Consider the following 24,713-nt stretch of genomic DNA (forward strand, 5'->3'; position numbering starts at 1 on the left):
GTTGCGTTACTCCAATATGTCGATAAGGGCCGCGACCACGCGATCGACGTCGGCCAGCGTCATGTCCGGGAAGAGTGGCAAGGTGCACAGGCGTGACGAGTTCCACTCGGTATGAGGCAGGCTGAGGGTCGGGTAGCGTTCGCGGTAGTATTTCTGGGTGTGGGCTGCCCGAAAGTGCAGACCGGTACCGATGCCGCGCTCCTGCAGTGCCTGCATCAGCTGATCCCGGTCGAGCCCGCAGCGATCCGGGTCGACCCGCACCATGAACAGGTGCCAGGCGTGCAGGTGGGGGTAGCCCGGCACGGCGAGCGGCGCCAGCGGCAGACCGGCCAGCCGCTCCTGGTAGCGGGCCACCAGTTCGGCCCGCTTGGCGTTGAGCTCGGGCAGGCGCGCCAGCTGCACCAGGGCGATGGCGGCGTTGATGTCGGCCAGGTTGTATTTGAAGCCCGGGGTGATCACCTCCGCCTGCGGCTTGCGGCCCAGGCTCATGCGATCAAAGGCATCCACCCCCAGGCCGTGGAATTTGAGCATCCGTACCTTGTCCGCCAGTGCCTTGTCGTCGGTTACCAGCATGCCCCCTTCGGCGCAGGTCAGGTTCTTGATGGCGTGGAAGGAGAAGATGGCGGTGCCGCTGGCGCCGATCCAGCGTTCCCGATAGCGGGTGCCGACCGCGTGGGCGGCATCCTCGATGACCGTTATGCCGTGCTGGCCGGCCAGCGCCAGGATCGGATCCAGATCGACCGGGGCGCCGGCGTAGTGGACCGGGATGATGGCTTTGGTGTTGGCGGTGATGAGCGGCGCGATCAGATCGGCGCTGGTCATCAGGGTATCCGGGTCCACGTCGACGAAGACCGGTTCGGCCCCCAGCAGGGTGATGATGTTGATGGTGGAGACCCAGGTCTGGGAGGGGGTGATCACCTCATCTCCCGGGCCTATGCCCAGCGCCAGCAGGGTGACGTGCATGCCGGCGGTGGCGGAGCAGAGCGCGACCGCGTGCTGACAGCCGAATGTGTCGCAGAATTGCTGTTCCAGTTCATGATTCTTCGGGCCCGTGGTGATCCAGCCCGATTTCAATACGTCACAGACAGCACTTATCTCGGCATCACCGATGGCGGGCCTCGAAAATGGCAGAAAATCTTGCATAAGAGATCCAACGAAGAATATTAATCAGTGCCCGTAAAAGCGGGCAGCCCCAAAAATTGCACTCAACATAACGTATATAAAAGCGGGCCTGCAATGGTCCAGAAACAGCTGGTAACAATTAACTGGTGCGGTCATCTTAGGTAATGTGATAAATATTTATAACCCCCCCAACTCTTGTTTTTCCAAATTACATTTTCTCTGACATTTTGGTTGTATCAATATGAACATTACTGTATTTGGAAGTGGCTACGTGGGCCTGGTTCAGGCCACCGTACTGGCCGACGTCGGTCATCAGGTGATCTGTGTCGATGTCGATGAACAGAAGGTGGCAGCCCTGATGGATGGCCAGGTGCCCATCTATGAACCCGGTCTCGAATCCCTGCTGCAGCGCAACATCAAGAGCGGCTCCCTGGTGTTCACCACGGACGCCGTGCTGGCCGTCAAACACGGCGATGTGCAGTTTCTAGCGGTAGGCACGCCACCGGGGGAAGATGGTTCCGCTGATCTGAGCCACGTGCTGACGGTGGCCGAGACCATCGCCCAGTATCGCGATCGGCCCGTCATCATCGTCAACAAGTCGACCGTGCCGGTGGGCACTGCCGACAAGGTGACCGCCAGGGTCAACGCCATCCTGCAGCAGCGGGATCAGTCGTTTTCCTTCGACGTGGTCTCCAACCCCGAATTTCTGAAAGAGGGCTCCGCCATCCAGGATTGCCTGCGGCCGGATCGCATCGTGGTGGGTACCGCCAACGAGGCCTCCCGCCAGCTGATGCGCGAGCTCTACGAGCCGTTCAACCGCAACCACGACCGCATCCTGTTCATGGATGTGCGCAGCGCCGAGCTGACCAAGTACGCCGCCAACTGCATGCTGGCCACCAAGATAAGCTTCATCAACGAGATGGCCGGACTGGCCGAGCGGGTCGGCGCCGACATCGAGATGGTACGCCAGGGGATAGGCTCGGATCAGCGCATCGGCTATCAGTTCATCTACCCGGGGTGCGGCTATGGCGGCTCCTGTTTTCCCAAGGATGTCAAAGCCTTGCTGGCCACGGCCCAGGAGCTGGAGTACGACACGCCGTTGATCCGGGCGGTGGAGCGAGTCAACGAAATGCAAAAATCGCGGCTGTTTCAGCTGCTATCAGCGTTCTTTTGCGCCGAAGGGGAGAGCCTGGCCGGCAAGACCATCGCCCTGTGGGGGCTGGCGTTCAAGCCCAACACCGACGACATGCGCGAGGCGCCGAGCCGGGCCTTGATGGAGGCGTTGTGGCAGGCCGGGGTGACCGTGCAGGCCTACGATCCCGAGGCGATGCAGGAGGCCCAGCAGATCTACGGCAACTGTGACAAGCTGCGGCTGATGGGCACCAAGGAGGCGGCGCTGTTTGGTGCGGATGCCCTGGTGATCTGCACCGAGTGGAACCATTTCAAGGCCCCCAATTTTGCCGCCATCAAGCAGGCGTTGCGTTATCCGCTGATCGTCGATGGCCGCAACCTGTTTGATCCGGGCCGGATGAAAGATCATGGTTTTCATTACTACGCCATTGGGCGGGGCGAATCGGTAATGAAATAAAAAGACCATGCCACGCTGCCGCCATGTTTCAGTGCCATGGCAGTGCGGTATCTCTTCGCGCTGAACAAGACTATTTTCGTCACTATTGTCGGTGAGCGTTGCTGTCATATTTAATTAATATTGTGAACTGGTTCACTTTATTAATTTTATATTGCCGCTATGGCCAGGCTCTTTGCATGGCTCGCCACTATTAATTAAACCGGTATTGATATGACCTATTTCCCCGCAGCATATTGCCGCGGGCACCAATCAATGCATGACATCCGGCAGAGCTCACTCTGCTCACAATAAAAATGGCCCTCCGCCAGTGCGGAGGGCCATTTTTATTTTCTGAAAGGGACGCGCCAGCCCGGCGAGAACTGTCGGGTTCGTGCTGCCATCGTCTCGGCCCGGCTGGCAAGACCCAGATCGGGATGGCAATGGGCCGGCTATTCCGGTATATCGTCCACCTGAGCCCGATCTAGGGTCGCCTTGGGCACTATGTTCACGCTTTCGTGCAGCTCGCTGTAAACGATCACGGCCAGCCCCTGCTGCAGCTGTGTCCTGACATCGGCGACCTTGTCGGCCAGACTGACATCATGTTCGCCGTACTCGGTGCCCTCTTGCAGCACGAAGTGTTCGAGCAGGTTGTTGAGGGTGTCTGCATCCAGCTCTTGCCAGGGGATAATCATGGTTTCATCTTCCGTTACCAGAGAGCGGGTATTGTCTATCTGTCGGCAGCAAGCGCAAGGGATTTATATGGCAGCAAGCAGGTATGAACATGCTCTCTGATGAACAACGTCGTCTCTCCAGCCACCTCGATCAACATCTGTATGAGTCTCGCCGCCACGCCCTGAGCAAGGGGTTGCGCTGGTTCTGGGCCGTCAACCAGCTGGCGATCCTGTTCCTGCTGGCGCGCTTCTATGTCTATCAGGACGCCCATCTGGTGGTGGCCCGGGTACTGCCCTGGAGCTACGAGGTGCAGCTGGTGCTGATGACGCTGGCCTGCCTGTCGTTTCCGCTGTTCTGGCACTGGCTCTCCCGCCAGCCCCCCGCCATCTGGCGACCCTGCCTGCGTGCCGGCGCCCTGCTGTGGGGGACTGGCTGGGCGCTGCTCGGCTACGCCATCGCCCTGGTGGAGCTGAGAGGTGGTTTCAGCCTGGCGTTCGATCTCATCGGCATGCTGCTGATGACGGCGCTGGTGGCGCTCTATTGCGAGGTGCGGCTGTTCTATTGCTTCAGCACCCCGCCGCTGCTGTTTCTGCTGCTGGAGGCGCTGCTGGTCAAGGTGCCGTTTCCGGCGGTGCACTGGATGGCGGTGGGCTGTCTCATCATCATGCTGGAGACGGGCAGGCGGATGCTCAACGGCTGGTTCGAGCTGGCGGTGTCCCGTGAGCACGAGAATCTGACCCTGGCCCGCCAGCTCGATGCCATGGCCAAGCGGGACCCGCTGACCGGGCTGGCCAACCGGCGCCATTTCGACAACGTCGGTGAGCAGATCCTGCAGGAGGCGAGAGAGCAGCACGGCGAGTTTGCCATCCTGCTGCTGGACGTGGACTTCTTCAAGCGCTTCAACGATCACTACGGCCATCTGCAGGGGGACAACTGCCTGATCGCGGTGGCCGACTGCCTGCGCGAGGCCATTCGCCAGCCGGCCGACGTGGTGGCCCGCTATGGCGGGGAGGAGTTCGTGCTGTTGCTGCCCGGTGCCGATGCGCTGGCCGCCAGCGCCATCGCCAAACGCATTGCCGCCGCGCTGGCAGGGCGAGGCATCCTTCATGCGCAGTCGGAGGTGTCGGATCGGGTCACCGTGAGCCAGGGCATCGCCCTGTGGCACGGGGGGCAGGATGGCATCGCCGACATGCTGGTGCGCGCCGACGAAGCGCTCTATCAGGTCAAGGAGGCTGGCCGCAACGGCTACCGGCTCGCTACCTGAGTCTGCTCCCGCAGCCACTGGCTGATCCGCTCTTCCAGCCAGAACCGCGGTCGCCAGGGGGTACCGTGCAGAAAGCCCACGTGGCCGCCCTGGCGGCTCAGCTCGTAGCGCACCATGGGTGAGAGCTGCTCCGCCTGCGGGATCACCGCCTCGGTCATGAAGGGATCGTCGGCGGCGTGAATCACCAGAGTGGGGATGGGGATCCGTGCCAGCATCCCCAGGCCCGAGCAGCGCTGATAGTAGTGATCGGCACTGTCAAACCCGTGCAGTGGCGCCGTGACCTGCTCATCGAAGTCGCGCAGGGTGGCGATGGCGCGCACCTGCTGCGGCTGCCAGCGGGCGCCGGCCGCCGCCTGCAGCTGGATCTTCTGCTGCAGGTTGTGGCGCATGGTGCGCAGCAGATAGCTCTGATAGATCCGCGAGAAGCCCTGATTGACCCGATCGGCGCAGCTGTCCAGCCGCAGCGGCGCCGAGATCACCACCGCGGCCTTAAGCTCGCTCGGGCAGGCGCGCGCCAGCAGATTGACCAGCATGTTGCCCCCCAGCGAATAGCCGATGGCGATGAGCGGTTTGCCGGGAAAGCGGCGGCCCAGCTCGGCGATCAACGCCTGGGCATCCTCGATGGCGCCGGAGTGATAGGCCTGCAGCAGCCGGTTCGGCTCGCCGCTGCAGCCGCGAAAGTGCATCAGCACCGCCTCGCTGCCCTGACGTTGCAGGTGGGCGAACAGTCCCTTGGCATAGTGGGAGTGAATGCTCCCCTCCAGCCCGTGAAACAGCACGATGAGCGGCCGCTCATCCCGGCTGATCTCGCCGCTCCAGGCGAGATCGACAAAATCGCCATCCGCCAGCTCGAAGCGCTCCGCCACGAAGCGGGCCGGTTGCCGGCGCAGCCACTTGGGCAAAATGGTTTGCAGATGGGGATTGCGCGCCCACCAGGGGGCGTGGAAGTGGCTTTCGATCAGCATGCTGGGTCCGCGGGTGACAGGGACAGAAAAGGCAACGGCGAGAAGCCGGGCTTCTCGCCGTCGGGATCAGGCCGGCAGGCTGTCGTGGTGCTCGGCACCGCGCAGCATGGCCTGGATCAGTTCGTTGGCTTCAAACTTGGTCAGCGCCTCGTGAGCACCCACTTGATGGGCCCGCTCTACGCTGATCTCGCTGGAGAGCGAGGTGTGCAGGATGATGTAGGCGCCCGCCAGTTTGGCGTCGCTCTGCACCTCGAAGGCCAGCTCATAGCCGTCGAGCCCCGGCATCTCGATGTCGCTCACCAGGATGTCGATGGGGGTCTTCTGGCTGGCGCGGGTCTGCATCAGGGTCAGCGCATCCTTGCCGTTGGTGCACACCTCGTAGGGGATGTTGATGTAGTCCAGCGCCGCCATCAGCTGGCGACGGGCGACCGAGGAGTCATCCACCAGCAGGATCCGCATCGGCTTGATCCGCTCCCGCTGCACGTCGGTCAGTACCGGGTAGAGGTGGCTGGGATCGTCCGGATAGACCCGGGAGAGGATCAGCTCCACATCCAGCAGCTGGATCAGCTGGTCATTGACCCGGGTCACGCCGGTGACGAACACGTTGTGGCCGAGGGTGGCGGGCGGCGGCTCGATGTCGCGCCAGTTGCACTCGGTGATCTTGTCGATGCCGCGCACCAGAAAGCCCACCAGGGTGCGGCGGCAGTCGGTGATGATGATGAAGCAGTGCGGCATCTCTTCCTTGCTGATCGGGCGATAACCCACCGCCATGGCCATGTCGATCACCGGGATGGTGGTGCCGCGCATGCTGGCGGCGCCGAGCACGGTCGGGTGCGAGTGCGGCATGGCCGTCAGCTGGGTGTAGGGCACTATCTCTTTCACCTTGAGGGTGCCGATGGCGAAGGATTGCTTGGCCGAGAGATGAAACAGCAACATGCCCTGGGATTGGTTGGCCTTGCTTTTCATGGCAGATGTCCTGTGAGTCAAAACGGTATCAGTCAATTCAGGCCCCTAGCATAAAGGATTATAGAAGAAATGGCCTTGTGGTTATTAACGACCATTGGCCGCAAAACTGGACTCATTTCATCCATTTATTGCCGCAATCCGCACCTGTGCGCACTGCCTGGGGCCCTCATGGGCGGGGCGTTCAGCGCGCCTGCAACGCCTCCAGCGGGGTGCCGAGCCACTGCTGGCAGGCGTGGGCGAGCGCGGCTTCATCCCCATAACCCAGCTTGCTCACCACCTGAGCGCGTTGGCTGCCGCTCTTGAGCAGACGCACCGCCTGCAGCAGCTGCCACTGGGCGCTCAGCGCATCGCCCGCCAGCGCCGGGTCGCTGAGGCCATGCTGCACCAGACATTGCTGCCATGCCGCATCGCTGCCCTCCTGATCGTTTGCCAGCGCCTGCCAGGCGGCCTGCAGGGCATTGTCTGGCTGGGGGGCAATGGGACAGGCCGGCAGCTCGTCGAGGATCACCTGCAAGCGGTGGCCATAGGCACCTTGCCAGTCGCGGGGGCGCTGCCACTGGGCCAGGCCGTCGAGCAGCGCCGCCAGCAGCGGGGTGGGCTGTAGCCAGCCCGCCCGCTCTGGCTGCTCCACGCGTACCGAGCAGGTCAGCAAATCATGCTGGCAGCCCGCCAGCGGGGTGAAGGCGGCCAGGGCATCGGCACAGAGCCAGAAGTGGCTTCCCGTCGGCATCAGCCACTCATGGGCGCCGAGGCGCAGCAGCGCCGCGCCCCGGGTGATCCGCAGCAGCTGGCCCACCGGCGCGCGCTTGCGGGCACCGACTTGCAGATGCGAAGTGGAAAAATGCTGATATTCGATGGCGTGATGCATGTAAAAACCCTGATATGATGCTGCCTGGAGGTAACAAAAATGGAAACCAGACGTAAAAAACGCTTCATTGCCGGTGCGGTCTGCCCGGCGTGCGGCAAAATGGACACCATGATGCTGTATATGGAGCATGGAGTCGAGAAGGTGACCTGTGTCGAGTGCGGGGATACCCAGGTACAGACCCAGGCCGAGGTGGACAAGGTGACCCGGGAGACGGAACAGGTAATCGGTGTGTTTCGTCCTGAGTGAGTGCCGGCCTCAAGGTGATGGCGCGCCGGTCGGGCTGGTGGCTGTTGATTGCTTTTTCATCATGCTGAAGCCGGACCGACCATATGCTTGTCTGCCTTTTTGAGGTATTCTGGGCCCGTTTTTTTCTATCCGCAGGATCCCTGACATGAAAGTAGCTCCCCTGAGCGTGGTTACGCTGGAATACACGGTCACCGACGAACACGGTGAAGTCATCGACACCACTGTCGGTAAAGAGCCTCTGGTGTATCTGCACGGTACCCGTTATCTGGTCTCCGGCCTCGAAGCCGAGCTGGAAGGTCGCAGCGTGGGCGAGGCGTTCGACGTCACCCTGACGCCGGAGCAGGCCTATGGCCAGTACGACGAGAACCTGGTGCAGGAAGTGCCCGGCGAGCTGTTCGACGGCATGGAAGTGTCTGAAGGGGATACTTTTGTGGCCGAGACCGACGACGGCCACCGCCCGGTGACCGTGATCGAAGTGTCCGAAGAGTTCGTCAAGGTGGATGGCAACCATCCGCTGGCTGGCGTGACCCTGGGCTTCAAGGTCGAGATCAAGGACGTGCGTGCCGCCACTGCCGAAGAGCTGGCCCACGGCCACGTTCACGGTGCCGGTGGTTGCGGTCACGATCATGGCCACGACCATGATCACGACCACGGTCACGAGCACGGCGGTTGCTGCGGTGGTGGCCATCACGGCCACGATCACGGTCATGACCACGGCGACGACCACGGTCACGGCGGCTGCTGCGGTGGCGGCGGTTGCGGTGGCAAGGGCCATCAGCACTGATCACGGCATTGCCGATGATAAAAAAACCCGCGCTTACGCGGGTTTTTTTATGGCTGGCACTCATCAGTAGTGCGGTGGCGGGGTCTCTTCGGCCATGCTGGCGATCTGGCTTGGCTGCACGCTCTGCAGCTTGTCCACCAGCAGCTGGATCTGATGCTTGAGTCGATCCAGCTCGCGGCCCTGGGTGGTGACCTCGTCGTTGAGCTGCTCCACCGTGTATTCGGCGAAGGCGAGGCGGCTTTCCAGGGTTTCGAGGCGATCGTTTAATTGCTGACTCATGGGCCTTTTGGTCCTTACTTGATAGTCCAGATTTCGGCCAGGCCGCTGGAGCTGGCGCTGACAAGGTGGCTATTGTCGCGCAAAGCCACGCCGTAGACCACTGCGCTCGGCGGTTTCACCCTGGGATGGGGCGAGACGCGCCAGCTCTGCAGCAGGCTGCCGTCGCTCACCTGCCACAGGGAGAGCTGGCGGGAGGGGGCGCCGGTGATGAGCCACTTGCCGTCGTTGGCAAAACGCGCCGCGGTGTAGACCTCGAAGCGGTGATCGAACTGCAGCCGGCTCAGCTCCTTGCCGGTTGTCAGATCCCAGATGCTGGCCTGGCGGCTGTCGGCGGTGAAGGCGAGCCGTCCGCTCGGGTCGAGCCGGGCCAGCACCACCCGGCCGGCATGGTTGAAGCGCCACACCACCTGGCCTGAGCGGGTGTCCCACAGGTAGGCACTGTAGTCGTTGCCGCCGGTGAGGGCGTAGCGGCCGTTGGGGGAGAGATCCACCGTGTTGACCTGCTCGGTGTGGCCGAGAAACTGCAGCCGGCGGCCGGTGCGGGTATCCACCACTTCCGCCTTGCCGTCTTCTCGGCCGATCAGCACCTGGCGACCGTCGGCCGACAGGGCGATGTCCCTCAGCCTGGATTCAGGAAGCGAATAGTAGCCTTGCGACTGGCCATCCTGCAGGCGCCAGATCCCGAAACTGTCGGGGGTGGCCGTCACGGCGTGGCTGTCGTCCGCCGAGAAACGGGTGATGATGATGAAGTTGTCCGGATTGTCGGACTGGCGCCAGCGCCAGCGCTCCTTGCCCTGTTCCAGGTCCCACACCACAGTGCCCTGGCTCAGGCTGGAGACGATGGCCTGCTTGCCGTCGCTGGCCAGATCGGCGCTCAGCAGCCCCTGGTTGGCGAGGGTCAGTTGTCGGTCCGGCGATGAGCTCTGTTCGCAGCCTGTCAGCATCAGGCAAATCGCGACGAGATAAATGGCACTTTTTATCATTTTTCCTGTCTCATGCTTTCGTTACCTGCGATCACGGCGTTAGTATAAGGCGCTTATCACGATAAACCTCTCATTTCACGAAGGAACCGAGAGCGGTATTTAGAGTTTTGGAGAAACTGATGAACAATTTTCTGAAGGTGTCCCTGTTGGCCGCGGCAGTTGCCGTGAGTCTGACTGCTTGCCAAAAAGACGAGAAGACTGCTGCGAATACCGCAGAGGTCAAGGCAGAAGCCAGCAAGCCGGCAGAGGCCCCCAAGGCTGAAGCCAAGAGCTTTGAAGAGCAATCCGGCTATGCAATTGGCCTCTCCATGGGTCGTTATATCGCCAATACCCTGGAACGTCAGCAGGAACTCGGCATCAAGCTGGACAACAGCGTCATCCTCAAGGGTGTGACCGACGGTCTGGGCAAAGAAGCCAAGATGACCGACGAGGAGATCCAGAAGGTTCTGCAGCAGTACGACGCCAAGATCAACGAGTTGACCAAGGCCAAGGCTGACAAGGATGCCGTGGAAAACCAGAAGAAGGGTGAAGAGTACCTGGCTGCCAACGCCAAGAAAGAGGGCGTGAAGAGCACCGAATCCGGCCTGCAATACCAGGTCGAGAAGATGGGTACCGGCGCCAAGCCGAAGGCCACCGACATCGTCAAGGTCCACTACACCGGTACCCTGACTGACGGTACCAAGTTCGACAGCTCCGTCGATCGCGGCGAGCCGGCCACCTTCCCGCTCAACCAGGTGATCCCGGGCTGGACCGAAGGCGTGCAGCTGATGCCGGTCGGTTCCAAGTTCAAGTTCTTCCTGCCGTCCAAGCTGGCCTATGGCGAACACGGTGCGGGTTCCATCCCGGCCAATGCCGTGCTGGTATTCGACGTTGAGCTGCTGGCTATCGAGAAGCCGGCTGCCGATGGCGACAACGCCAAGAAGTAAGCGGAAAACGTTGAAAAAACGGCTCCTTAGGGAGCCGTTTTTACTTGTAACTCCGCCCGAATGGCGGGATAAAAGAGAGTATCGCCAACTGTGCTAACATGGCGAACGACACCCGAAATAGACAACAAAATCAATTGCAAGGATGGCTCCCGTGGCGGAAAGCAAACCTCGAGTCCTGTTGGTGGAAGATACCCGCAGTCTGGCGGTGGTCTATGAACAGTATCTGGCCCAGGATGGCTACGAGGTGCTGCGGGCCGATTGCGGCCAGCAGGCATTGGCGCAGCTGCTGAGCAGCCCGCCGCCGGTGGTGCTGCTGGATCTCGAGCTGCCCGACATGTCCGGCATGGACATCCTGCAGCAGATCACCGAACAGCAGCTGCCCTGCTCGGTGGTGGTGATCACCGCCCACGGCTCGGTGGACGTGGCGGTGGAGGCGATGCGGCTCGGCGCCTTCGACTTTCTGACCAAACCGTTCGACGGCAAGCGGCTGTGCGCCACCGCGCGCAATGCCCTCAAGCACCAGCAGCTCAGCTCGCTGGTGGCCCAGTACCGGGAGAACTTCGAGCGCAGCTCGTTTGCCGGCTTCATCGGTGCCTCCATGCCGATGCAGGCGGTCTATCGCATCATTGAGAGCGCGGCGCCGAGCAAGGCGACCGTGTTCATCACCGGCGAGAGCGGCACCGGCAAGGAGGTGTGCGCCGAGGCCATCCACCAGTGCAGCCCCCGTCGCGAGCAGCCCTTCATCGCCCTCAACTGCGCCGCCATTCCCCACGACCTGATGGAGAGCGAGATCTTCGGCCACGTGAAGGGGTCGTTCACCGGCGCGCAGGGAGATCGCAAGGGGGCTGCCAGTCTGGCGGATGGCGGCACCCTGTTTCTGGACGAGATCTGCGAGATGGATCTCGACCTGCAGAGCAAGCTGCTGCGTTTCATCCAGACTGGCACCCTGCAGCGGGTCGGCAGCGGCAAGCTGGAGACGGTAGATGTGCGCTTCGTCTGCGCCACCAACCGCGATCCCCTGCTGGAGGTGAAGGCGGGGCGTTTTCGCGAGGATCTCTACTACCGGTTGCACGTCATCCCCCTCAGCCTGCCGCCGCTGCGCGAGCGGGGCGAGGATATACTGCTGCTGGCGCGAACCCTGCTGCAGAGCTATGCCAAGGAAGAGAACAAGCGCTTCAAGGATTTCGATGCCGAGGCGGCGCGGGTGCTGCTCGATTACCCCTGGCCCGGCAACGTGCGCGAGCTGCAGAACGTGGTGCGCAACATAGTGGTGCTCAACGATCGCGAGCTGGTGAGCCCCGACATCTTGCCGCCTCCGCTCAACGGCAGCCGTGCCAGCCTGCTGGCGGCGATCCCCGCTGCGGCCGCGACTGGCAGCGGTGCCGTGGTGGTGGCCAATGCCCCGATCCGCCCGCTCTGGCTGGTGGAAAAAGAGACCATAGAGCAGGCCATCGCCAGCTGCGATGGCAACATCCCCAAGGCGGCGGCGCTGCTGGAGATCAGTCCTTCCACCATCTATCGCAAGAAACAGGGCTGGGAAGAGGCGAGTCTGGCGTGAGGCCGGTGTCGGGGAGAGGTTCACCCTCCCGGGGGATAAATGTGCGGGGCGGCCGATTGGCCGCCCCGCTGCGTTTGTGGCGGTCGCTTGCTAAAGCTTGGCGAGAAGCTTGAGGCGGACCAGCCGCTCTGCCTCGTTGGCCTTGAGCCAGCGATCCTGCGAGAGCAGGAACCAGGCGCGGGAGAAGTATTCGGCCGCCGCCGGATCATCCAGTACCAGCGCGTTCTCCCCCAGCTCCTCGAACAGATAGCCATCCTCCGCCACCCCGGCGGCCGCCATATCGGCCTTTAGCTGCATCAGGTCGGCCAGCGCCTGTTCGTGCTGACCCTGGGCCCGCAGCAGGCGGGCCAGACTCCAGCGGGCGATAAAGGCCTTGGCCTGGTTGTTGTGCTGCTCGTGCCAGGCCAGACATTTTTGCTGGAAGCCTCTGGCCTCATCGAAACGACCCAGCTCGAACAGGGTCCAGCCCTGGTTGTTGTAGAGGGTGGCGAGCCAGCCGCGCACCTTTTGATCGGTACTGCGCTCGGCCAGCTCCATCGCCAGCTGATGCCAGCGGCTCTGCTCTTCCAGCGGCGCGGCGATGGCGATCATGTGGGCGGCGTCGATGGCGAGATAGAGCTCCTTGTGCTTGAGCCCCTGCTGCCAGGCCTGCTCAAACAGCGTCTTGGCGCTGGCCTTGTCGCCGGCGGAGTTGAAGGTGCGGCCGCGCTCCAGCAGGGCGCGCAGGCGGGCTCGCGGGGTGGCGTCGGTGAGGCGTGGTTCGATCTCGTCGAGCAGCTGGTGCGCCTGTGCAAACTGGCGTTGCAGTGAATGGGTGCGGGCTATCTGGGTGAGCAGTTCCAGCTCGTACTGCAGATCGGCGGCGGCGCGCGCCTCGGGCAACAGGGCATGAAAACGCAGGGCACTGGCGGCGGGATCCCGATAATCCCACTGCGCCATAAAATCGGGCGGATTGTCCATTTGGCCTCCTTGCTGGCTATCCTCCCCCCAAGATGCCTGTAGGACATTGTTTGTACAAGGGGCCCCCGTCACAGAGTGCCCCTTGAGTCATGTTCATATCCGTGGCGAGCCGGTCAGTAGACCATGGCCAGGCTCATCAACATCAGGCCGAGGGCGGCGAAGGCTCCCTCCTTGATCGCCAGGCGCGGCACCAGCGCCTTGGGCAGGGCCGGGAACAGGCTGAGGGCGAAGCCGAGCCCCGGCATCAGCCAGTGAAAGGCCGGGTTGCGCAGGCTCGGGTCTGCCGCACCATTGATGATGATGAGCAGGATGAAGAGGGTGAAGGCCGGCAGAATAAACCAGCGGGCGCTGCCAGCCGCAACGGCGCGAAGCGGCGAGATGCGATAGAGCAGCAGGGTCACGATGAAGAGCACCAGGGGTGCCAGCAGGTAGAGTGGAGCCGGGTTCATAACGGGTATCCTGAAAAAAGGCGTGAGCAGCAGTGGCGGGATTTAATCAGCCCGGGGCGGGGATGACCAGCCACAAGGGCCTGGGCTGTGAAGCAGATCCCGGGCAAAGGTTTGTCGGCCTGGGCTTCAGCGCAGCCAGAACCAGGCGGCAAAGCCCAGCCAGCTGATGACCAGCAGCAGCCAGGGCAGCGGATGCTGGCGGGAAACCTCGACCAGCTCGACGACATCGTCCGGTTCCTCATCCTGCGGCGCTGCGTGGGACTGTTTGGCCTTGGCCTGCAGTTTTTTCTGACGGCTGGCCTCGCGGGCCCGCACCTTCATCTGTTTCTTGTATTCGTCTATGCCTTTCTGGATCCCCTGCGCGATCAGCTGGGTCTGCTCCTTGGTCTGCCCCGGCTTCTGGTTGGCACGGGCAATTTTCATCGCCTCCTGCTGGGTCTCGGGGGAAATCTTGTCGTACTTCGCCATCAAAGGGTCTCCTCGGCATCGATTGGCGGGGAGTATGCCATAAAAACGGCGCCCTCAGGCGCCGTTGCAACAGCTTGTGAGCCGGATCAGGGCTTGTAGTAGGTCACGGTCGCGTAGGGCAGCGGGTTGAGGGTGCCCTGGGACTCGGCGTACTCCATGAACATCTCGTTCTCACCGACGCCGGAGTCGACATAGTCACCCTTGTTGGGCAGCTCTTCACGCTTGAGCAGGCCGTTGTAGCCATCCTTGCCGGAAGCGATGTAGGTGTTGGCACCGACCCGGTACACCTTCTCGTCATCCAGCGGCTGCCACTGACCGTTGGCGTCCAGCAGTTCCAGCTTGGTGATGCGGGAGCCCTTGGCCAGCTTGCCGTCGTAGGTGTAGCTCAGGTGGCCGACGTAGGGGAAGGCACCGCTGGAAGCGGCGATCCCGGTCTCCAGACCAATGGAGTAGTCAACGGCGTACTCCAGGGTGGCCCGAACGTCCTTGCCCTTGAGGTTGAAGGCAGCGATCTTGTTGCCAAACGGCAGCAGGGTACCCATCACGTAACCGACCGAGAGCGGGCCCGCGTTCACGTCGGCACGCACGCCACCGGCGTTCTGGATGGTGAAGTCGACCTTGGTGTTGAGCTTGTTGAGCTTCCAGTAGAGCGACTCGGCCACCAGGGGATCGATGAGGCCGGCGCCGTCCGGGGTGGTCGGCACGCGCACGTGGGTCAGCTTGGTCGGCACGTCGGCGATGATCTTGGCTTCGAGCTCGGCCACGGCCGGCTTGTACTCGGTGTCGATCACATCGCGCATGGCGGTGTCTTCCGGCACGATCTCGATGACCGGGGACTTGTTGATGAAGTCGACCACGTTGGTCTGCTCGGTGCCGCTGAGCGGCACTTTCTTCTTGGCCACTTCCTTGGTGAAGTCGTCGCCGGTCATCAGGGTGTTGCGGCCCTCACACTTGGTGAGCTGGCCTTCCTTGCTGAGGGAGACGTTGACCAGGCCGTAGCCCTTGGCCCATTCGCCAGCCTGCACGATACAGGTCTTGCCACCGTCCGGGTTGCTGACGATCTGGGCATAGGTGTTGTCGTCGGCCGGGTTCTGGTTGTGGGCGGTGTAGCCGATGCTGTTGAGCTCGGTGATGTCGCCGAGGAAGGTCTGGGAGTGACCGCCGACGATCAGGTCGATGCCGTTGACGGCCTTGGCGACCGCCTGGTCATTTTGCAGGCCGATATGGGTGACCATGATGATCTTGTTGGCACCCTTGGATTTGAGGGTATCAACCATTTTCTGGGCGGTCTCAATCATCGGCAGGAATTTGGTGTCAGTATCCGGCGAGGAGATGTCATGCATATTTTCCAGCACCAGCCCGAAAATACCTACGCTCTCGCCATTGACTTCCTTAATGACATATTCGTGAATATTTTCACTGTCCTTCAGGGTGGCGCTACTGGATTTCACCATATTGGAAGCCAATACCGGGAAATTCACCCGTGAGACAAAGTCTTTAATAGCCTGGTTGCCCAGATCGAATTCGTGGTTGCCGAGCACCATGGCATCGATACCCATGTCGGAGAGCAGACGGGACTCCTCTTCACCCTTGAACTGGGTGAAATAGAGGGTGCCCTGGAAGGCGTCGCCACCGTTGAGCACCATGAAGTTGCGGCCCTCGTTGGCGGCCTGGCTGCGCAGCTCGTCCAGCTTGAACTTCAGGCGCGGATAGCCGCCCAGCTTGGCGTTGAACTTGAACAGCTCCTGGCCGGTGGGCTGGATCGCCAGCGCATTTTCGGTCGGGTCGAGGTGGGCGTGGGTATCATTGATGTGGGCAATGGTCAGATCCAGCGGAATATGTTCCTTGCTGCTGTTTTCTGAATTGCAGGCGGTCAGCCCGAACAGGGTAATAGAGACGGTGACGGCCAGTAGCGTCTTCTTCATCGGTAATATTCCTCTTGTTGTTATAGTCCTGTATATCGTTCCTGCATGACAGGAGTGTGGCGATTCTAGGCAAAAAGTAATAATTGGAAATAAACAGAGCTGATTCCTTTGAGCTACTGCACATTAATAAAGCAAATAAACGTTTGCTCTATTTGGCAGAGCAGAGGAAGGTGCGGCGGGGATTTTCCGCCAGCATGGGTGTCAATGCAACTCCATTGGCGTCAGAGGCGCTTCAAGGCGCAGGCGTGGGGCTCAGTTGCTGCAGAAATTGCTGTGGGGTGAGCGGGCGGCCATACAGGTAGCCCTGCAGGTAATCGACCTGCCGCTCGACCAGAAAATCGGCCTGCTCCTGGGTCTCGACCCCTTCGGCGATGGTTTGCAGCCCCAGCCGGGTTGCCAGGCTGATGGTGCTGTCAAGAATATGACGGGAGAGGGCGTTGGTGCCGATCATGGCGACGAAGCTCTGATCGATCTTCAGATAGTCCACGTGAAACTGTTGCAGATAGGTGAGGCTGGAGTGGCCGGTACCAAAGTCGTCCAGCCCGATCCTGACCCCCATCTGCCGCAACTCCTCAAACAGCCGCTCGGTGAGGTGGTTGGGGGTGATGAGCTCGCGCTCGGTCAGCTCCAGCACCAGGGTGATCGGGTTGGCGGTGAAGGCGGCGATAAAGCTGCGGCAGTCATCCAGCAGACTCAGCTGCTGGCAGTGGCGGGCACAGATGTTGAAGCTGAAGTGGAAGCGGGGCGGCAGCGCCGCCGCATAGGGGGCAAACTGCAGCCGCACCTGCTGCATCAGGGTCTGGGTCATCAGGATGATGAGGCCGCTCTCCTCCGCCAGCGGAATGAAGAGATCCGGCCGGATCAGCCCCTGGCGGTGGTGCTGCCAGCGCATCAACACCTCGCAGCCGTGCAACTGGCCACTCTGGCTGACGACGATGGGTTGCAGATAGGGCACGAACTCCTGCTTGATGATGGCGCGCCTGAGCTCCTGGGTCGGGGTCGAGATATGGCTCCACCAGCGGTAGGTGGCGAGGCCGGCCAGCCCCCCGAGGGCCAGGATCAGCAGCACCATGCTGCCCTGCTTTTGCAGGGTCATGGCCAGCACGGCACTCAGCGGGAACCCCTGGTTGAGGCTGTAGCCGAACGTGGTCGAGTCGAGCCGGTAGTTGAAGCCCTGCAGCCTGGGCGGCTGGCCATCGTGGACCTTGCCCTGCAGGTCGAGCCACTGCTCACCGATTTGCACCCAGCTGTGGGGGCCGGCGAGGTGCCACTGCAACGGCTTGCTCAGATGATAGGGGTTGATGGCGACCACCACCGCATGATCCCCTTCGCTCAGGTGGTAGAACAGCAGCGACGGTTTACGTCCGAGCTGGGTGACCGCCTCCAGCCTGAGCAGCTCGTGCTGGCTGTTCTGCAGCCGGTCTTTGAGATCGATCTCGTCGAAGATGGAGGAGCAGTAGAGGCGACCGTTGCGGGAGAGGTTGACCGAGCGCACATAGGGGGAGGTGGCGACCAGCACCCGCAGCTCGCGGGCTACCTCGCGGCAGGGACGGCTGGCCAGTGGCAGCGCCGCCTTGGCCGCCAGGGTCGAGTGGTGCAGCGCGCTGTCGATCTGGGTCATGGCGCGTTCGGCGGCGGTCTGGGCCTGCTGGCGCGTCATCGACCAGGTCTGCCAGTAGAGGGTGACGAGGGAGATGAGGATCAGGGTGGCGCAGCACAGCAGGCTGGCCAGGAGACGAGGCATGTTGCTGCGACGCAGAAAGGGAAGAGCCATGGGCCACGCCTCGATGAAGAGTCAATTGAACAAAAAAAGGTCGGTCATACTACACAATCACACCTCAATCTCATAGCCGGTACAAGGGGCAGCATGGGCGGGTGGAGGGGGCTGGAAATGCCAAAAAGCAAAGACGGCCCGCAGGCCGCCTTTGATTATCATCGCAGAGAAAGCGCGTTTACAGCTGCTCGATGCCGACGATATGCCAGGGAGCATTGTCCTTGGCGAGGTTGCGCTCGAGGTGCCACACCTCCTTGATGTCCTCCTCGACCTGCTCCTGGCGATCCATGTAGCGGCCGCTGAAGCGCACGCTGACCTGGGCCCAGTCGCTGCCGTAGTCGGCGCGCACCAGCTGGGTGTCCACATACATCACTTCGGTATGCTGCTCACCGGTGAGCTCGGCCCGCTCGGCCTTGAGCTGTTCGAACAGCTCAGGACTCACGTACTCGCGTACCTTTTCCAGATCGTTTTTGTTCCAGGCTTCCTGCAGGGTGCGGTAGTGATCGCGAGCCCCGGCCAGGAAACCGTTCATGTCAAAACCTGGCGGCAGGCGGAACGGCACGTCGCTGTCGGCAAAACCGGTGGCCTGCGGGGCGCTGTGGTTCTGCTCGAACTGCTGGGGCGCCGCGCTCTGGGGCGGTTGATAGCCGGCATAGGCCGTCTGCTGCTGTGGCGCCGCCATCTTGCCCTTGCGCAGGGTGCGGATCAGGAACACGGCCCCAAGTGCCAGCAGGGCGATCAGCAGGAAGTCCATCCCTTGCAGACCTTCGAAGGCGCCGCTGCCCAGCAGGTAGGCGAACAGACCACCGGCCAGCAGGCCGCCGAGCAGGCCGCCCATCATGCCGCCCTTCTTGGGTGCCTGGGCGCCCACGGTGGGGTTCTTGGTGTCGACGGGTTTGGCGGCCGGTTGGGCCGGAGCCGTTTTATAGCTCTTGCCAAAGGATTTGCCGCCGCCAAATTTCTTGGCCTCGGCAATGGGTGCCCCCAGGCCAATGGCCAGGATCACGGCAAACAGGGTCAGCATCTTTTTCATTTTGACTCTTTTCACTCTCATCAGTGGGTGGGGCATGCTCTGCTTTGGCAAGCTCAGCGAGGCGCATGGCAGGCTGCCTGTCCCTCGTTGTATTGCAGCTTGCGACTATGATTAACATGATTGGCATGAATTATTCATGAACAGATTGCCCCCGATCGGGGGCGTTGCGAGGAGACAGGCCATGAAAAGTCGACGACCGAGCCGCAAGGAGCGCAAACTGCGCAACAAGGCGAGAGCCAAACCGCAGGATCAGACCCTGGTCTGGCCCTTCATGATGGTATGAATGCGAGACGGATTTCATCGACAGGCGGCGCCAGCAACCATCAGGAGGGCGGTTGTGGCTGACAGAAGTGAATAGCGTGCATTTGCACTCGCGATGACGGGGTTTCTTTTGTAAAATTCCCGTCCCCTTCCCGCTGCGGTTTTTATGTGTATGGCAGAGCAAGTGACGGCGAAAAAAGACGCCAAGACACAACAGCTGAAAGTACCTCCCCACTCTTTTGAGGCCGAACAGTCCGTACTGGGCGGCCTTATGCTGGACAACGAGGCCTGGGATCGGGTTGCCGAACGGGTGATCGACAAGGACTTCTACAGCCGCCCGCACCGCCTGATCTTCCAGGCCATGACCCGCCTCTCCAACGCGGGCAACCCCATCGATCTCATCACCTTGCAGGAGGAGCTGGAGCGCTCCGAACAGCTGGAAGAGGCCGGTGGCTTCGCCTATCTGGTGGAGATCGCCAAGAACACCCCGAGTGCCGCCAACATCAGTGCCTACGCCGAGATCGTGCGTGAGCGGGCGGTCGTGCGGGAGATGATCTCGGTCGCCAACGAGATAGTCGAAGCAGGCTATGAGCCGCAGGGGCGCACCTCCGGCGATCTGCTGGACCTGGCCGAGAGCAAGGTATTCAAGATTGCCGAGCAGCGCAGCAGCGCCAACGAGGGGCCCCAGCCGCTCAAGCTTATTCTCGAGCAGACCGTCGACAAGATTGAAGAGCTGTTCAAGACGCCCCACAACGGCGTGACCGGGGTATCGAGCGGTTACGGTGATCTCGACAAGATGACCGCCGGCCTGCAGCGCTCGGATCTGGTGATCGTCGCGGCCCGTCCCTCCATGGGCAAGACGACGTTTGCCATGAACCTGTGTGAGCATGCGGCGCTCACCGCCGACAAGCCGGTACTGATCTTCTCCCTCGAGATGCCCTCCGAGCAGATCATCATGCGTATGCTCGCCTCGGTGGGGCGCATCGACCAGACCAAGGTGCGGACCGGTCAGCTCGACGACGAGGATTGGGCGCGGCTCTCCTCCACCATGGGATTGCTGCTCGAGAAGGGCAAGATGTACATCGATGACGCCTCCGGCCTCACCCCGACCGACGTGCGTTCTCGTGCCCGTCGTATCGCCCGTGAGCACGGCGGTCTCTCGATGATCATGATCGACTACCTGCAACTGATGCGGGTGCCGGCGCTGTCTGACAACCGGACCCTGGAGATCGGCGAGATATCCCGCTCCCTCAAGGCCTTGGCGAAAGAGTTGCAGTGCCCGGTGGTGGCACTCTCCCAGCTGAACCGAAGCCTGGAGCAGCGGGCCGACAAGCGGCCGGTCAACTCCGACCTTCGTGAATCCGGCTCCATCGAGCAGGATGCGGACTTGATCATGTTTATCTACCGCGACGAGGTCTATCACGACGACAGTCCCGACAAGGGGATCGCCGAGATCATCATCGGCAAGCAGCGTAACGGCCCTATAGGAAGAGTGCGCCTCACCTTCCAGGGGCAGTTCTCGCGCTTTGACAACTACGCGGGTCCGGCGTTTGATGATGACTACTGATCATCGGGTGTGCACGCTTTGCGTGCGGCACCCTGATGATGGCAAAGAGAGTTCCAGAAACAGTTTTCCCGGTTCGACAATTCTGCCGGTCCGGCCTTAGACGATGACAATTAAGGGCTGACACCCCCCGGTGCCTGGCGCGTTCGCGCGTTATCATGCCCTCGTAAGGGAAAACAGATGAAAGCGGCTATCGCCCAAATCAATACCGCGGCCCTGCGCCACAACCTCGCCGTGGTGAAACGCCACGCCCCCCAATGCAAGATCATTGCCGTGGTCAAGGCCAACGCCTATGGCCATGGGCTGCTGCCGGTCGCCCGCACCCTGGTGGATGCGGATGCCTATGCGGTGGCCCGCATCGAAGAGGCGCTGATGCTGCGCTCCTGCGCCGTGGTCAAGCCCATCGTGCTGCTGGAGGGTTTCTTCAGCGCGGCCGACCTGCCGGTGCTGGCGGCCAACAACCTGCAGACTGCGGTGCACACCTGGGAGCAGCTCGAAGCGCTGGAGCAGGCGGATCTGCCTGCCCCCGTGGTGGCCTGGCTCAAGCTCGACACTGGCATGCACCGCCTCGGCGTGCGGGCCGACGAGATGCCCGCCTTTATCGAGCGCCTTGCCAGGTGCAAGAACGTGGTTCAACCGTTCAACATCATGACCCACTTCAGCCGCTCCGATGAGCTGGAGCAGCCCACGACTCGCGAGCAGATCGACTTGTTCAGCAAGCTGACTGCGCCGCTTTTGGGCGAGCGGGCCATGGCCAACTCGGCGGGCATCCTGGCCTGGCCGGATTCCCACTGCGACTGGATCCGCCCCGGCGTCATCCTCTACGGCGTCTCCCCCTTCCCCAATACGGTGGCGGCCGATTATGACCTGCAGCCGGTGATGACCCTCAAGACACAGCTGATCGCGGTGCGGGATCACAAGGCGGGCGAGCCGGTGGGCTATGGCGCCAACTGGGTGTCTGATCGCGATACCCGGCTCGGGGTGATTGCCATCGGCTATGGCGACGGCTATCCACGCATGGCCCCCAACGGCACGCCGGTGCTGGTCAACGGCCGCATCGTACCGCTGGTAGGGCGGGTCTCCATGGACATGACTACGGTGGATCTTGGCCCAGGCGCCACCGACAAGGCCGGTGACGAGGCGGTGCTGTGGGGTGAAGGGCTGCCGGTAGAGCAGGTGGCCGACCAGATCGGCACCATCCCCTACGAGCTCATCACCAAGCTCACCTCCCGGGTCTTTATGGAATACGTCTAGATGCCGTGAGCGCCAAACGTCAAAAAGCCCCGCATGCGGGGCTTTTTTTATGTGTCGTCAGCGACCTACGGATTACCGATATTTTACTGCCTGTGCATCCGTACGAACTTTTCCATCAGCTGATCTTCGGTCTCCACATGAGCGGGATCCCAGATGATGCAGTCCATGTAGAGCAGACGCTGATGCCGATGTTACTGCCGGTGCATTCGCACGAACTTTTCCATCAGCTGATCTTCGGTCTCCACGTGAGCGGGATCCCAGATGATGCAGTCGATGGGGCAGACACTGATGCAGGTCGGCTTCTCGTAGTGACCGACGCACTCGGTGCAACGACTGGGGTCGATCTCGTAGATCTCCTCACCGAGGCTAATGGCCTGGTTCGGACACTCGGGATCGCACATGTCACAGTTGATGCACTTGTCGGTGATGAGCAGTGCCATCTCAGGCGGCCGAGTGCGGCTGACGGGTATCCTGGCGCTCACCGAGGTTGCGCAGCAGGATGCCGTAGTCAACGTCCACTTCCTTCGGTACCGGCACATAGACCACGTGGCCGTTGCCCGGCGCGGTGTCGATGAGCTCGCCCTTGCGGTTTTGCATCTGCTCCAGATTGAAGCTGAGGTTGCCCTGCGGGGTCATCAGTTCGAGGCTGTTGCCCACCAGGAACTTGTTCTTCACCTCGACTTCCACCATGTCGCCGTTGCGACCGGTGATCTCGCCAACGAACTGCTGGGTGTCGGAGACCGAGTAACCGTAGTCGTAGTTCTGGTATTCGCTGTGGTTGTGACGGCGCAGGAAGCCCTCGGTATAGCCGCGGTGGGCCAGATTTTCGAGGGTGCCCATCAGGCTGCGGTCAAACGGCCGGCCGGCTACCGCATCGTCGATCGCCTTGCGATAGACCTGGGCGGTGCGGGCGCAGTAGTAGAAGGACTTGGTGCGGCCTTCGATTTTCAGCGAGTGCACGCCCATCCTGGTCAGTCGCTCGACGTGCTCGACCGCGCGCAGATCCTTGGAGTTCATGATGTAGGTGCCGTGTTCGTCTTCGAACGCGCTCATGTACTCGCCCGGGCGGTTGGACTCTTCCAGCAGCACCAGCGCATCGGTCGGTTTGCCCAGGCCCAGGGTGTTGTCCGGGCGGATGGCGATGGGCTCCTGACGGTGGACGATCTGGCCCACGTCATCTTCCTTGCCTTCGTGCACCTTGTACTCCCAGCGGCAGGAGTTGGTGCAGGTGCCCTGGTTGGGGTCACGCTTGTTGATGTAACCGGAGAGCAGGCAGCGGCCGGAGTAGGCCATGCACAGCGCGCCGTGGACGAACACTTCCAGCTCCATCTCCGGCACCTGCATGCGGATCTCCTCGATCTCGTCCAGCGACAGTTCGCGGGAGAGGATGACCCGGGTCAGGCCCATCTGATGCCAGAACTTCACCGTAGCCCAGTTGACCGCGTTGGCTTGCACCGACAGGTGAATAGGCATGTCAGGGAAGGCTTCGCGCATCATCATGATGAGACCGGGGTCGGACATGATCAGCGCATCCGGCTTCATCTCCACCACCGGACGCATGTCGCGGATGAAGGTCTTGAGCTTGGAGTTGTGGGGCTGGATGTTGGCCACCACGTAGAACTGTTTGCCGAGGGCATGGGCTTCGTTGATGCCGAGCTGCAGATTCTCGTGATCGAATTCGTTGTTGCGCACCCGCAGGCTGTAGCGGGGCTGGCCAGCATAGACGGCATCGGCGCCATAGGCGTAGGCGTAACGCATGTTCTTGAGGGAACCTGCGGGGGAGAGCAATTCTGGTTTAAACATGGCGGACTCTTCGTATCTGATTGCAAATCAGGACGGCGCCACCTGATGGCGCCGTATGGGTTGAGCTGCGCCGGGAGTGAGGACTCGCTCGGCGCGACCCGATAACGACATATCCGGGCTGCAGCAGCATGCACCGGATAAACGGGGTGCGAGATTGTACTCGCCCTCACCGCATCATGCAATTTGGCAGGGGAATGTCCCCGGCGCGAGTCGGCGGCCAAAAATGCGCGGTTCAGGCCCAGCGAGAGAGGGGGGAGGGCATGGCGTAGGCGTAGCCTTGCTGATAGTCGCAACCGAGCCGGTTGGCTGTCTCGATGTGCTGCAGGGTTTCGACCCCTTCGCACACCACCTTCATGCCGAGCCGCTGCAGGTACTCCACCAGACCGGTCAGCATGCGCAGGGCATGGGGCGTCTTGCTGGCTTGCAGCAGCAGGGAGCGATCCAGCTTGATGACCTCGTAGGGCAGCGCCAGCATGCGCTGGAAGTTGCACTCCAGGGTGCCGAAGTCATCGCAGGCGATATGGGCACCGTGGCTGCGCAGTACCTCGATCAGCGCCCTGTGCTGCCGCTGCAGCGGGGCCTGTTCCACCACCTCGAACCAGATCTCGATCCCCAGCTTGCGCGCCTGCATCAGCACCAGCAGCAACAGGTTCTGATAGGTGGGGCTGTTCAGGGTCGGGTTGAGATTGATGGAAAGAAAATAGGGCCCGGCCTGCGCCAGGGTCGGCAGATCCCGCATGATGGCCCGCAGCATGACGATGTCCAGATGGAGGGATTGCTCCTCACTGAGGGAGGCAAAGTCGATGCCCTGATAGCTCTGCTGAGCCGGCTCCCAGCGTCTGGCCAGTACCTCATAACCCTTGACCTGATGATCCCGACCGATGATCGGCTGGTAAAAGGGCACGGCAAGCTCGGCTACCGCGATGCTTGCCATGTCACTTATTGGGTACTCTTCTTGAAATGCAAACACGGCACTCACCTGTTGACGGATATGGCTGCAGATAATACAGGAGAGATGGTTT

General features: G+C 61.8%; 24 protein-coding genes and 1 pseudogene. 8 read left to right on the forward strand and 17 right to left on the reverse strand.

The window, feature by feature from the left end:
* Nucleotides 1-6 precede the first annotated feature (6 nt).
* Complete coding sequence (gene arnB / locus PG900_RS21500) at nucleotides 7-1,143, reverse strand: UDP-4-amino-4-deoxy-L-arabinose aminotransferase (protein ID WP_270800658.1); 1,137 nt, start codon at nucleotides 1,141-1,143, stop codon at nucleotides 7-9.
* 220 nt (nucleotides 1,144-1,363) lie between these two features.
* Here arnB and PG900_RS21505 point away from each other — a divergent pair, with 220 nt between their 5' ends.
* A complete protein-coding gene (locus PG900_RS21505; protein WP_270832242.1) occupies nucleotides 1,364-2,710 on the forward strand; it encodes a UDP-glucose dehydrogenase family protein in 1,347 nt (448 codons plus the stop codon).
* Between the two features lie 428 nt (nucleotides 2,711-3,138).
* Here the strand turns inward: PG900_RS21505 and PG900_RS21510 are convergent, their stop codons facing one another.
* Nucleotides 3,139-3,381 (reverse strand): YheU family protein, encoded by a 243-nt coding sequence (locus tag PG900_RS21510; RefSeq protein WP_011704929.1) that lies wholly within the window; start codon nucleotides 3,379-3,381, stop codon nucleotides 3,139-3,141.
* A gap of 83 nt (nucleotides 3,382-3,464) precedes the next feature.
* Between PG900_RS21510 and PG900_RS21515 the strand changes: the two genes are divergently transcribed.
* Nucleotides 3,465-4,625 carry a sensor domain-containing diguanylate cyclase gene (locus PG900_RS21515; protein WP_270832243.1) on the forward strand — a complete coding sequence of 387 codons (1,161 nt, stop codon included), beginning with the start codon at nucleotides 3,465-3,467 and terminating at the stop codon, nucleotides 4,623-4,625.
* Here the strand turns inward: PG900_RS21515 and PG900_RS21520 are convergent.
* From PG900_RS21520 to PG900_RS21530, 3 genes are all read right to left on the reverse strand, one after another.
* Nucleotides 4,607-5,590 carry a hydrolase gene (locus tag PG900_RS21520; RefSeq protein ID WP_270832245.1) on the reverse strand — a complete coding sequence of 328 codons (984 nt, stop codon included), beginning with the start codon at nucleotides 5,588-5,590 and terminating at the stop codon, nucleotides 4,607-4,609. The two genes, PG900_RS21515 and PG900_RS21520, sit on opposite strands and share 19 nt — an antisense overlap.
* 66 nt (nucleotides 5,591-5,656) lie before the next feature.
* Nucleotides 5,657-6,556, reverse strand: a complete 900-nt coding sequence (locus PG900_RS21525) for a chemotaxis protein (RefSeq protein WP_011704932.1) — start codon at nucleotides 6,554-6,556, stop codon at nucleotides 5,657-5,659.
* 181 nt (nucleotides 6,557-6,737) lie between these two features.
* Complete coding sequence (locus PG900_RS21530) at nucleotides 6,738-7,424, reverse strand: hypothetical protein (protein WP_270832247.1); 687 nt, start codon at nucleotides 7,422-7,424, stop codon at nucleotides 6,738-6,740.
* A gap of 39 nt (nucleotides 7,425-7,463) precedes the next feature.
* Here PG900_RS21530 and PG900_RS21535 point away from each other — a divergent pair, with 39 nt between their 5' ends.
* Entirely contained in the window at nucleotides 7,464-7,670 is a 207-nt protein-coding gene (locus PG900_RS21535) for a YheV family putative zinc ribbon protein (protein ID WP_011704934.1), read from the forward strand.
* 145 nt (nucleotides 7,671-7,815) lie between these two features.
* Nucleotides 7,816-8,454, forward strand: coding sequence for an FKBP-type peptidyl-prolyl cis-trans isomerase (locus PG900_RS21540; RefSeq protein ID WP_011704935.1), 639 nt, complete (start codon nucleotides 7,816-7,818; stop codon nucleotides 8,452-8,454).
* A gap of 63 nt (nucleotides 8,455-8,517) precedes the next feature.
* Here PG900_RS21540 and PG900_RS21545 read toward each other — a convergent pair whose 3' ends face one another.
* Together PG900_RS21545 and PG900_RS21550 are read right to left on the reverse strand one after the other, a co-directional pair.
* A complete protein-coding gene (locus PG900_RS21545) occupies nucleotides 8,518-8,733 on the reverse strand; it encodes a SlyX family protein (RefSeq protein WP_011704936.1) in 216 nt (71 codons plus the stop codon).
* 14 nt (nucleotides 8,734-8,747) lie between these two features.
* A complete protein-coding gene (locus PG900_RS21550) occupies nucleotides 8,748-9,716 on the reverse strand; it encodes a WD40 repeat domain-containing protein (RefSeq protein ID WP_077095340.1) in 969 nt (322 codons plus the stop codon).
* Nucleotides 9,717-9,835: 119 nt separating this feature from the next.
* Between PG900_RS21550 and fkpA the strand changes: the two genes are divergently transcribed.
* Together fkpA and PG900_RS21560 are read left to right on the forward strand one after the other, a co-directional pair.
* Nucleotides 9,836-10,642, forward strand: coding sequence for an FKBP-type peptidyl-prolyl cis-trans isomerase (gene fkpA / locus PG900_RS21555; protein ID WP_011704938.1), 807 nt, complete (start codon nucleotides 9,836-9,838; stop codon nucleotides 10,640-10,642).
* A gap of 151 nt (nucleotides 10,643-10,793) precedes the next feature.
* Nucleotides 10,794-12,200, forward strand: a complete 1,407-nt coding sequence (locus tag PG900_RS21560; protein ID WP_043159586.1) for a sigma-54-dependent transcriptional regulator — start codon at nucleotides 10,794-10,796, stop codon at nucleotides 12,198-12,200.
* Nucleotides 12,201-12,290: 90 nt separating this feature from the next.
* Here PG900_RS21560 and PG900_RS21565 read toward each other — a convergent pair whose 3' ends face one another.
* The 6 genes from PG900_RS21565 to PG900_RS21590 form a co-directional block, all read right to left on the reverse strand.
* Nucleotides 12,291-13,160, reverse strand: a complete 870-nt coding sequence (locus PG900_RS21565) for a tetratricopeptide repeat protein (protein ID WP_270832248.1) — start codon at nucleotides 13,158-13,160, stop codon at nucleotides 12,291-12,293.
* 113 nt (nucleotides 13,161-13,273) lie between these two features.
* Nucleotides 13,274-13,609 (reverse strand): hypothetical protein, encoded by a 336-nt coding sequence (locus tag PG900_RS21570; protein ID WP_005303968.1) that lies wholly within the window; start codon nucleotides 13,607-13,609, stop codon nucleotides 13,274-13,276.
* 126 nt (nucleotides 13,610-13,735) lie between these two features.
* The gene (locus PG900_RS21575) at nucleotides 13,736-14,077 is read right to left on the reverse strand and encodes a DUF2956 domain-containing protein (protein WP_270832250.1); all 342 of its coding nucleotides are present in this window, start codon (nucleotides 14,075-14,077) and stop codon (nucleotides 13,736-13,738) included.
* Nucleotides 14,078-14,163: 86 nt separating this feature from the next.
* A complete protein-coding gene (locus tag PG900_RS21580; RefSeq protein WP_042065251.1) occupies nucleotides 14,164-16,002 on the reverse strand; it encodes a bifunctional metallophosphatase/5'-nucleotidase in 1,839 nt (612 codons plus the stop codon).
* A 232-nt stretch (nucleotides 16,003-16,234) separates the two neighbouring features.
* Complete coding sequence (locus PG900_RS21585) at nucleotides 16,235-17,776, reverse strand: cyclic diguanylate phosphodiesterase (RefSeq protein ID WP_270800675.1); 1,542 nt, start codon at nucleotides 17,774-17,776, stop codon at nucleotides 16,235-16,237.
* 178 nt (nucleotides 17,777-17,954) lie between these two features.
* Entirely contained in the window at nucleotides 17,955-18,809 is an 855-nt protein-coding gene (locus tag PG900_RS21590; protein WP_011704944.1) for a Tim44 domain-containing protein, read from the reverse strand.
* Nucleotides 18,810-19,242: 433 nt separating this feature from the next.
* On the opposite strand from PG900_RS21590, the gene dnaB reads away from it, so the two are divergent.
* Together dnaB and alr are read left to right on the forward strand one after the other, a co-directional pair.
* Nucleotides 19,243-20,637, forward strand: a complete 1,395-nt coding sequence (gene dnaB, locus PG900_RS21595) for a replicative DNA helicase (protein WP_011704946.1) — start codon at nucleotides 19,243-19,245, stop codon at nucleotides 20,635-20,637.
* Between the two features lie 177 nt (nucleotides 20,638-20,814).
* Nucleotides 20,815-21,888, forward strand: a complete 1,074-nt coding sequence (gene alr / locus PG900_RS21600) for an alanine racemase (protein WP_270832251.1) — start codon at nucleotides 20,815-20,817, stop codon at nucleotides 21,886-21,888.
* Nucleotides 21,889-21,971: 83 nt separating this feature from the next.
* Here alr and PG900_RS21605 read toward each other — a convergent pair.
* The 4 genes and pseudogenes from PG900_RS21605 to PG900_RS21620 form a co-directional block, all read right to left on the reverse strand.
* Nucleotides 21,972-22,055: pseudogene (locus PG900_RS21605) on the reverse strand (YfhL family 4Fe-4S dicluster ferredoxin); the annotation flags it as partial.
* Nucleotides 22,056-22,079: 24 nt separating this feature from the next.
* Complete coding sequence (locus tag PG900_RS21610) at nucleotides 22,080-22,328, reverse strand: YfhL family 4Fe-4S dicluster ferredoxin (RefSeq protein ID WP_005334896.1); 249 nt, start codon at nucleotides 22,326-22,328, stop codon at nucleotides 22,080-22,082.
* Nucleotide 22,329: 1 nt separating this feature from the next.
* Complete coding sequence (gene trhP / locus PG900_RS21615; RefSeq protein WP_016349728.1) at nucleotides 22,330-23,691, reverse strand: prephenate-dependent tRNA uridine(34) hydroxylase TrhP; 1,362 nt, start codon at nucleotides 23,689-23,691, stop codon at nucleotides 22,330-22,332.
* Nucleotides 23,692-23,923: 232 nt separating this feature from the next.
* Nucleotides 23,924-24,661 (reverse strand): EAL domain-containing protein, encoded by a 738-nt coding sequence (locus PG900_RS21620; protein WP_270832252.1) that lies wholly within the window; start codon nucleotides 24,659-24,661, stop codon nucleotides 23,924-23,926.
* Between the last annotated feature and the right edge of the window lie 52 nt (nucleotides 24,662-24,713).

This window comes from Aeromonas sp. QDB03 (genome assembly GCF_027707985.1).
Classification (GTDB): Bacteria; Pseudomonadota; Gammaproteobacteria; order Enterobacterales; family Aeromonadaceae; genus Aeromonas; species Aeromonas hydrophila.